Origin of the sequence: Bacillus sp. JJ1521, from assembly GCF_036965165.1 — a bacterium.
In the GTDB taxonomy this organism is placed as follows: domain Bacteria; phylum Bacillota; class Bacilli; order Bacillales; family Bacillaceae_L; genus Ferdinandcohnia.
Window position 1 is genome coordinate 8,045 of record NZ_JBALOX010000017.1, and the last position, 2,079, is coordinate 10,123.

2 protein-coding genes are annotated in these 2,079 nt (G+C 38.0%); both read left to right on the forward strand.

Annotated features, from left to right (window positions below; translation table 11 throughout):
• Positions 1–803 (forward strand): GTPase HflX (gene hflX / locus V7147_RS03705; RefSeq protein ID WP_335366513.1); only part of this gene is annotated, 803 nt, incomplete at its 5' end.
• 13 nt (positions 804–816) lie between these two features.
• On the forward strand, positions 817–2,079 hold a 1,263-nt coding region (locus V7147_RS03710; RefSeq protein WP_335366514.1), incomplete at its 3' end, for an aminotransferase class I/II-fold pyridoxal phosphate-dependent enzyme.

Consider the following 2,079-nt stretch of genomic DNA (forward strand, 5'->3'; position numbering starts at 1 on the left):
GTACAAGGGGACCCGGTGAAACGAAACTTGAGACAGACAGACGCCATATTCATAAACGGATTGATGATATTAAAAATCAATTATCCGTCATCGTGCAGCACCGTGAGCGTTATCGCGAACGAAGAAAGAAAAACAATACATATCAAATCGCATTAGTAGGTTATACAAATGCAGGAAAATCAACATTATTTAATCGATTAACCGAAGCAGATTCATTTGAAGAAAATTTATTGTTTGCAACACTTGATCCGATGACTCGTAAAATGATTCTTCCGTGTGGATTAACAACCCTTTTAACGGATACCGTTGGGTTTATTCAGGATTTGCCAACTTCACTTATCGCGGCATTTCGTTCAACATTAGAGGAAGTGAAGGAAGCAGATTTAATTGTCCATGTAGTCGACTCTTCAAATCCAGATTATTTTAATCATGAAAAAACAGTATTAAAACTTTTGGATGAATTAGGAGTAGAATCGATTCCGGTTTTAACGCTATATAATAAAAAAGATAAAGTGCATCCGGATTTTGTTCCGTCATCAACATCTAAATCCGTATTGGTCAGTGCGTTCGATCAAAATGATTTAGTCATGATAAAGACAAGGGTGGAGGATTCCATGACTCGGGAGATGGAAGAATACAAGGTGTCACTACCTAGTTCGGAAGGTAGAATATTAGCACATTTAAAACAAGATACAATTTTAAAAGAACTGCATTACAATGAAGATACGGAAAAATATGTTTGCACAGGTTTTATTTTTCCAAACCATTCTTTAAAAGGACAACTTCGGGATTTTTATTCATAAAGGGGAAAACATCATGTTTACAGAATTAGATTATGGTCAACTAATTTCGGAATTAGTTGATGAAACAGAGCAACAAGTAAAAGAAGTACATACAAAGATAGAAAAAACAATAGATTATAATCAGTATCGTGTGTTAAAAAGCTTTCAAAACAATCGAGTGAGTGATTCTCATTTTATGCCATCAACAGGATACGGCTATGACGATATCGGACGTGATACACTAGAAGCTGTTTATGCGGATATTTTCGGGGGTGAGGCAGCACTTGTCCGCCCGCAAATTATTTCAGGGACACATGCAATTTCTATAGCACTTTTTGGGGTATTACGTCCTAATGATGAATTACTTTATATTACAGGGAATCCATATGATACGTTGGAGGAAATCGTTGGTATTCGTGGCTCAGGAAATGGCTCATTAAAGGAGTTTCATATCGGCTATAACACTGTTGATCTGACACCAACGGGAAGACCCGATTTTGTTGCAATTAAAAATGCCATTCATGAAAATACGAAAATGATCGGAATCCAACGTTCAAAAGGATATGCGACAAGACCATCCTTCACAATTGCGGAAATAAAAGAAATGGTTGAATTTGTGAAGGAAATCAAGCCTGATGTTGTTGTGTTTGTTGATAATTGCTATGGTGAATTTGTCGAGCATGAAGAGCCTTGTCATGTTGGGGCTGATTTAATTGCTGGCTCACTCATTAAGAACCCGGGTGGCGGACTAGCAAAAACAGGTGGTTATTTAGTTGGCAAGAAAGAACTTGTTGAAGCTTGTTCATTCCGTATGACATCTCCTGGAATAGGAGCGGAAGCAGGAGCATCACTCTATACCCTTCAGGAAATGTACCAAGGTTTGTTCCTAGCTCCACATATTGTGGGACAAGCTTTAAAAGGAGCTGTTTTTACATCAGCCATATTAGAAAAAATGGGTCTAAAGACAGAACCGAGTTGGGATAGTGAACGCACAGATTTAATTCAATCCGTTCAATTCGATAACAAGGAAATGATGGTAGCCTTTTGTCAGGCAATACAATTCGCTTCACCAGTCAATTCACATGTAACTCCATACCCGAGCTATATGCCGGGATATGAAGATGACGTGATCATGGCGGCAGGAACATTTATTCAAGGCGCGAGCATCGAACTAACAGCGGACGGTCCTACGCGTTCACCATTTGTTGCGTATGTACAAGGTGGTCTTACTTATTCACATGTAAAAATTGCTATTTGTTTAGCTTTAAATCAATTACTTTTAAAACAACTTATTTCT